Source organism: Oceanobacter sp. 4_MG-2023 (assembly GCF_030689165.1).
GTDB lineage: Bacteria > Pseudomonadota > Gammaproteobacteria > Pseudomonadales > Oceanobacteraceae > Oceanobacter.
The window spans coordinates 60056-67012 of sequence record NZ_JAUYVV010000020.1 but is presented as its reverse complement, the minus strand read 5'-3'; the positions used below and the strand labels follow the sequence as shown (position 1 = coordinate 67012).

The window sequence follows — 6957 nt, the reverse complement described above, 5'->3', positions numbered from 1 at the left end:
GTTGGTGGTTATCTGATGGACTACTACAACCGGCAGCGACCTCATACATTCAACGACGGCATTTCGCCCGTTGCAGCAGAGGAAAACTTTAAAATACTGTCCGGGATTAGTTGACCACTACAGTGTTTTTTATCCTGTCCCTGAGCGGGGTTTACAGTTGGGTCGGGTTGGGCATGCCGGGGTAGACGTGTTCCGGGTCAAAAACCTTGTCTGATTCATTAAAGGTGAGTGAATCGCTTGTTGCTGATTGTTGGGCGACGGCGATGTTGCGATAGAAGCAACTGCGATAACCCACGTGGCAGCTGGCTCCATTTCCGGCCACTCGTACCTTGATCCAGACGGCGTCCTGGTCGTCGTCGATGCGCATTTCTTCTACCTGTTGTGTCAGGCCACTGGTCGCGCCTTTGTGCCAGAGCACCTGGCGGGAGCGGCTCCAGTAGTGGGCTTCTCCGGTGGCGATGGTGAGCTTGAGTGCTGCGGCGTTCATATAGCCCAGCATCAGTACGTCACCGCTGGCGGCGTCGGTGGTGATGCAGGCAATCAGGCCTTGGTCATCGAACTTTGGTGCCAGCTGGTTGCTCTCTTCCACCTGTTCGATGCTGGTGCGAGGGGCAAACTGGTTCGTGGAGCTGGTGTCTTGGGGGTTAGAGGTCATCAGGATGGCTCCGCAAAAAAGGATTCGGTAAATTTTATGGTTTGGGCTGCTGGACGGGTCATCAGGGTTTCGTCCTGCACCACCACATGACCACGGACGACGGTGTGTATGGGCCAGCCGGTTACCTGGCGACCGTCGTAAGGTGTCCAGCCACTGATGCTGGCGATCCATGGGTTGCGGATGGTGCGTTGGGCTTGCAGGTCGACGATGCTGAAATCGGCATCGTAGCCGACGGCCAGGCGGCCTTTGCCCGCGATGCCGAATACCCGTGCCGGGCCGGCGCTGGTGAGGTCGACCAGCCGTTGCAGGCTCAGGCGGCCGGCATGGACATGGTCGAGCATGATGGGTAACAGGGTTTGTACGCCGGTCATGCCGCTGGGTGAGTCCGGCCAGGGGTGCTGTTTTTCTGCCAGGGTGTGAGGTGCGTGGTCACTGCCAATCACATCGACCAGGCCGTTGTTGATCGCTGCCCACAGGGCATCCTGATGGCGCTGGTCGCGTACCGGTGGGTTCATTTGTGCCAGGGTGCCCAGTTGCTCGTAGCAGTCTGGTGCCGCAAGGGTGAGGTGATGAGGTGTGACCTCGACCGTCACCAGGCGTTTATGGTGCGCCAGAAAGGCCATTTCTGCTGCGCTTGAAACATGCAACAGATGGAGTCTGCGCCCGGCCTGTTCAGCCATGCGGACGACTTTTTGGGTGGCCAGCAGGGCGCTTTGTTCATCCCTCCAATGGGGGTGCAGGTGTACCGAATGGTTGTCGCCCAATTGTTGTTTGCGTGCTATCAGGCGGGCCTGATCTTCAGCATGCACTGCCAGTCGACGTTGGCCGTGGCTGAGCAGTTGTCGCAGAACGTCGTCGTTGTCGGTCAGCAGATCGCCGAAGGAGCTGCCCATAAATACCTTGATGCCGGCACTGCCGGGCAGCTGTTCCAGCGCCAGCATCTCATTGCGATTGCTGGCAGAACCGCCGATGTAAAAGGCATAGTCACACCAGCTGCTGTTGGCGGCGATGTCGAGTTTGGCTTGCAGGTCGGCACCACTGAGTGTCAGCGGGTGGGTGTTGGGCATTTCAAAAAAGGCGGTGACGCCACCGAGTACAGCACCGCGGGAACCGGCTTCGATGGTTTCCTTGTGCTCGAGGCCGGGTTGGCGGAAGTGTACCTGGCTGTCGATGACGCCGGGTAATACGTGTAATCCGGTCAGGTTCAGGTGCTGATCACTGCTCCACTGACGCAGATCTCCCAGCGCTACAATACGGCCCTGACGGCAGGCGATATCCGCTATCTGACGGCCGTTCGGTGTCAGCAGTGTGCCACCACGGAGCAGTAAATCGGCATGCTGGTTCATGTTTTGGCCTGCTGCTTGTTCAGCTGTTGCAGCAAGGTCTGGCGGCGTTGTTCGGAGCGGGTAAAGTCCGGTGCGATGACCATTTCTTGCAGGAACTCGACGGCGTCCGCAAGGGGATAGGTGCCGAGTTGTTTGCCGTGGCGATCGCGGAGGGTGATGGTGCCGTCGGCGATTTCCTGTTTGCCGGCAATCAGCAGGTAAGGTATGCGCTGCAGTGTTTGCTGGCGTATCTTGTAGCCGATTTTTTCATTACGGGTGTCGCTGTCGGTGCGGATACCGTGCAGGTTCAGCAGCTCGGCCAGCTGGCTGGCATAGTGGTTCTGGGCTTCGGCAATGGACATCACTACAGCCTGAACGGGTGATAGCCAGATCGGCAGCTTGCCGCTGTGATGCTCCAGCAGAATCCCGGTAAAACGTTCCAGTGAGCCGAACAGTGCCCGGTGCAGCATCACTGGCCGTTCGCGTTCTCCGGCTTCGTTGATGTAGCTGACGTCAAAACGTTCGGGCAGGTTCATATCGACTTGCAGCGTGCCACATTGCCAGTCGCGGCCGATGGCATCGCGCAGTACAAATTCCAGTTTCGGGCCGTAGAAGGCGCCTTCGCCGGGGTTGAGCTGGTACTCCATGCCTTGTTGTTGCAGGGCGTCGATCAGGGACTGCTCCAGCAAATCCCAGGTCTCGTCGTGGCCAATGCGGTTGTCGGGCCGGGTCGACAGCTTGATGCGGATATCGTCAAAACCGAACTGGCGATAGATATCCAGAGTCAGGGCAATCACGGTCTGGCATTCCGCGTTCAGCTGTTGCGGTGTGCAATAGATATGGGCGTCGTCCTGGGTGAAGTGGCGTACCCGCAGCAGGCCGTGCAGGGCACCGGACGGCTCGTAGCGGTGCACCTTGCCAAACTCTCCCATACGGATGGGCAAGTCGCGATAGCTTTTCAGGCCGTGATGAAACAGCAGCACACTGCCAGGGCAGTTCATGGGCTTCAGGGCCAGATGGCGACCGTCTTCGGTTTCGGTGCTGAACATATGGTCGCGGTAGTTTTGCCAGTGGCCGGAAATTTCCCACAGGCTGCGGTCCATCATGTCCGGGGTGTTCACTTCGGTGTAACCGGCCTGTTGTTGGCGGCGGCGCATGTAATCGATCAGTTGCTGAAACAGGGTCCAGCCTTTCGGGTGCCAGAATACGGCGCCGGGGGCGTCTTCCTGAAAGTGGAACAGGTCGAGTTCCTTGCCGAGCCGTCGATGATCGCGCTTTTCGGCTTCTTCCAGCCGGGTGAGGTGATCTTTCAGTTGCTGTTTGGTGGCCCAGGCGGTGCCGTAAATACGTTGCAGCTGTTCGTTGTTGGCATCCCCCCGCCAGTAGGCGCCGGAGACGCCGGTGAGCTTGAAATGCTTGAGAAAGCGGGTGTTGGGCACATGAGGGCCACGGCACATATCGAGGTATTCCTGATGGAAATACAGCCCCAGTTCGTCGACTTCCGGGAGATCGTCGATCAGCCGCAGCTTGTATTCCTCGTTACGGTCGCGGAACTGCTGGATGGCTTCGGCACGGGGAGTCATGCGCTTGATCACATCGTAGTGTGTGTTGATCAGCGCTTTCATACGCGTTTCGATGGCGTTGATATCGTCCGGTGTGAAAGTCCGTTCGTAGGCAATATCGTAATAAAAGCCGTTGCGGATCACAGGCCCAATCACCATTTGGGCGGTTGGGAATAACTGCTTGAGCGCATGCCCCAGCAGGTGGGCGCAGGAGTGGCGGATAATATCGATCCCGTCGTCGTCGCTGGCCTTGGTCAGCGTAACGGCGGCGTTGTCGGTGATCCGGTCGCTGAGGTCGTGGGCTTCGCCATTGATGCACCCGGCCACCACCTGTTTGGCAAACTGTGGGCTGATGGCGTTGGCGACATCCAGCAGGGTGGGTGCCTGAGTGAAGGGCAGGATATTGCCGTCGGGCAGGGTGATGTGTACCTCGTTGGCGTTGATTGCGGAATCCTCATTGGCGATGGCGGGGGGTAAAATCATGGTTCAAAACTCGTTCTGGATATGTTTGTAGCCCGCGACCAGATCGTTGTTGGTACGGGCAACATCTTCGGAAAATTCACTGCTGTCGGCGGATACTCTGGGCATGCTATCCAGGTCGGTGTGGGCATCGATACGGGCAGTGGATGGCACATAAAAGTCTTCGGGCAGCTCGCAGCCGTCGACCACCGCGTTGTAGCGGATCACACAGCCGTTATTGATCTGGCAGTTGAACAGCACGCTGTTAAAGCCGATAAAGACACGGTCCTTTACCACGCAGGGGCCGTGGACAATGGCCCGGTGGGCAATCGAGGTGTGTTGGCCGATACGGACGGCGGCACCGGATTTGGAGTGAATCACCACGCCATCCTGAATATTGGAGTGGGCTCCAATCACAATCGGCTCGATGCCACCGTCGGCATTACGTTCGTCGGCGCGAATAACGGCGTAGGGGCCAATAAAGACGTTTTCTTCGACAATCACTGGCCCACACAAAATAGCCGTCGGGTCGACAAACGCACTGGGGTGGACTTGCGGCAAGTCCCCTTGGGGGTTTTTACGAATCATGGCGGTCTCTTTGAGTCTCATCTTTTGGAGTCTCTGGGCCGGAGAGGGATTTCGGCTCTGGGTCAGGGACGCCGGGCACCGGATCAAAACCTCCAGGATGGAACGGATGACAGCGGCCCAGTCGTCGCAGGGCCAGCCAGCTGCCACGCCAGCCGCCATGCAGCTGAATCGCTTCAACGGCGTATTGCGAGCAACTGGGATAGAAGCGGCAGTTGTGACCGAGCAAGGGGCTGATCCACATCTGGTAGCCCTTCACCAGGCCAATCAGTATTTTGGCAACGCTGATTTTCATAACGACGCTGGCATTCCGGTAGCGATGCTGTCATCCGACCAGGCGACGGCATCATGGGGATGGAGGCTTTCGAGGTGGCGAACCTGTACTCTGGGGCGCTGATAATGGTCTGCCAGTGCTGCCTGAATGGCGCGGGCGGCATCCTCGACAAACATCAGGTTCTGGCCGTTCAGTTCGGCAAATGCCTGTTCATCCACGCGTTTTACGGCGGTTTGTAGTGGTGTTCCTACTGCTTTTTCTACCTGATCCACCAATGCCAGTAAGCCAAGGTCGGCAGAATCCATCGGCAGCTCGACCTTGATGATGGCTTCACTGCGCTGGCTGTGGGGGGTGGCCAGCGTGGCGTTGGCACGAATCCAGCTGGCGGCGGTTGTCAGGTCAATGTGTTGCTGGTGGCCAAAGGTATTGATAAAGCCTTGCTCAACCAGTTGCCGCGACAAGGCCGCGGAACAGGGGCAGGTGGATGAATAACCAATGCGGACTTCTGCGGTCAGGCGGAACTGGTCGTTCTGTAACCGGGCTTCCAGGGAGACAGGGTACGATTTCCAGCCAGACAGATACTGGGAGTGCAGTGCCGGGCGTAATACCAGTAACTCAAACTGCAACAGCACCCGGGCATTGTTGCTGCCGCAGTCGTGATGGCTGTCGATCATGGCGGTTAATACGGTGTGTAAAGCGGTGGCTGTCAGTGGTTCGCCGTTGCTGATTTGCGCCAGCAAGTGATACAGGCGTGACATATGAATCCCCTTGATATGGGGATTGGGCAAGTTCACCTGGGCGTCGGCACGGGCGTGCAGTTCGCGCCGGTAATCCGCTTCAGCAATGGTGATCGGCAGGTCGATTCCTTGCATACCCACCCATTGCAGTGGCCCGGACAGGGGAGCTGTATCGGTGACAGAGATATCTGGAAGCATTGCGTTCATGGAAACATTCCGAATAGTCAGCCCCACGAGTTGGTGGCGCTCAATAAGTGGTACGGCGGGAGCAAGCTCCCGCCAGTGCGGATCAGAGGGTTTCAGACACCGTCGGCGTGAGTCGCTGGTACGCTTCGGCATAGGTGATCGTGCGCTTGCTGGTAATACCAACATTACGCTTGGCCTGTACGCCACGCTGCTGGGCAACACGTGTGTAGTAGGCCCAGAGATGTTCCTGCCCCTGCATGCACTCAATGGCTTTACGCTTTGTTTCCCATGCGTCGGTAATATCGAGGAAGGTATTTGGCTTCCAGTCACACTGTTCTGTTTGGTGTGGTTCGAAGGAGTACATGGTGGGCGCGCCAATGACTTGCTGACCGGGGTTGTGGCCTTCAGCCTGAGCGATAATGCGGGCTTCCTGAGCCACGTGCATGGCCAGGGGATGGTCGAAGTTGTAGGGGTCTTTTTCCGAGTGCGAGAGCACAAATTCCGGTTGTAACGCGCGATAGGTATCGACCAGGCGGAGCAGCGTTTCGTCGGAAACACGCATCGGGTAATCGCCGATATCCCAGAATTCTATCTCGGCCCCCAGAATATTGGCGGCCCGTTGTGCTTCTTCCTGTCGAGCTTCTTTAACGGCCTCCAGCGTCATGCCGGGTTGTCGCCACAGCTTGGCGGATTCACCACGCTCTCCATATGACAGACAGATAATCTTTACTCGCCAACCTTGCTGAACATGGCTGGCAATGGCGCCGCCAGCGCGCCATACGAAATCGGCAGAATGTGCACTAATGACCAGAGCAGTTTTTTGATCCACGGTTTGGTTTTCCTGTTGGATGGAGACATTGGTTTGGCCGTTTTGATTATTATTAAATGTTATAATATAACATTTTGGCGATTGGGAATATGCTCCAGGGAAATATTTGTGAGGGCGGGGGATGAGTGCTGAGTGCTGGCACGTCGCCCCAGGAAACCGAAGAGAGGGTAAAGAGTGGTCAAGAGAGTGAATAACGGCTCAATAGTGGCGAGTGTGGCGAGAGTGGCGCGCAAACAGAAAACGGCCGCGACGATCATCAACAAGGGGTGTTGTTTTTTGGGAGTCTTACGGTCGTTAGTTGGCGATTCCGGCGCTTTGTACTGCAGGATCAAACAGCTCATCCGG

Annotated in this window: 7 protein-coding genes; all 7 read right to left on the bottom strand. The window is 57.3% G+C overall.

Annotated features, from left to right (window positions below):
• Positions 1-151: 151 nt before the first annotated feature.
• Positions 152-655, bottom strand: a complete 504-nt coding sequence (hisI, locus tag Q8W24_RS13345) for a phosphoribosyl-AMP cyclohydrolase (protein ID WP_305475600.1) — start codon at positions 653-655, stop codon at positions 152-154.
• A complete protein-coding gene (locus Q8W24_RS13340) occupies positions 655-2001 on the bottom strand; it encodes a dihydroorotase (protein ID WP_305475599.1) in 1347 nt (448 codons plus the stop codon). Before Q8W24_RS13340 ends, hisI begins: the two co-directional genes overlap by 1 nt.
• Positions 1998-4025 (bottom strand): threonine--tRNA ligase, encoded by a 2028-nt coding sequence (gene thrS / locus Q8W24_RS13335; protein ID WP_303433242.1) that lies wholly within the window; start codon positions 4023-4025, stop codon positions 1998-2000. The genes Q8W24_RS13340 and thrS overlap by 4 nt, the downstream gene beginning before the upstream one ends.
• 3 nt (positions 4026-4028) lie before the next feature.
• Positions 4029-4589, bottom strand: coding sequence for a carbonate dehydratase (locus Q8W24_RS13330; RefSeq protein ID WP_305415044.1), 561 nt, complete (start codon positions 4587-4589; stop codon positions 4029-4031).
• Positions 4579-4881: a membrane protein insertion efficiency factor YidD gene (gene yidD / locus Q8W24_RS13325; protein WP_303433244.1), complete on the bottom strand. Its 303-nt coding sequence runs from the start codon at positions 4879-4881 to the stop codon at positions 4579-4581. Before yidD ends, Q8W24_RS13330 begins: the two co-directional genes overlap by 11 nt.
• Entirely contained in the window at positions 4878-5804 is a 927-nt protein-coding gene (folE2, locus tag Q8W24_RS13320) for a GTP cyclohydrolase FolE2 (protein ID WP_305475598.1), read from the bottom strand. Before folE2 ends, yidD begins: the two co-directional genes overlap by 4 nt.
• Before the next feature lie 82 nt (positions 5805-5886).
• On the bottom strand, positions 5887-6612 hold the full coding sequence (locus tag Q8W24_RS13315; protein WP_305475596.1) for a PIG-L deacetylase family protein: 726 nt from the start codon (positions 6610-6612) through the stop codon (positions 5887-5889).
• Between the last annotated feature and the right edge of the window lie 345 nt (positions 6613-6957).

What these genes read in the sequence shown, in the direction of transcription:
- hisI (WP_305475600.1), bottom strand. Translation starts at nt 655, where the DNA reads ATGACCTCTAACCCCCAAGACACCAGCTCCACGAACCAGTTTGCCCCT.
- Q8W24_RS13340 (WP_305475599.1), bottom strand. Translation starts at nt 2,001, where the DNA reads ATGAACCAGCATGCCGATTTACTGCTCCGTGGTGGCACACTGCTGACA.
- thrS (WP_303433242.1), bottom strand. Translation starts at nt 4,025, where the DNA reads ATGATTTTACCCCCCGCCATCGCCAATGAGGATTCCGCAATCAACGCC.
- Q8W24_RS13330 (WP_305415044.1), bottom strand. Translation starts at nt 4,589, where the DNA reads ATGATTCGTAAAAACCCCCAAGGGGACTTGCCGCAAGTCCACCCCAGT.
- yidD (WP_303433244.1), bottom strand. Translation starts at nt 4,881, where the DNA reads ATGAAAATCAGCGTTGCCAAAATACTGATTGGCCTGGTGAAGGGCTAC.
- folE2 (WP_305475598.1), bottom strand. Translation starts at nt 5,804, where the DNA reads ATGAACGCAATGCTTCCAGATATCTCTGTCACCGATACAGCTCCCCTG.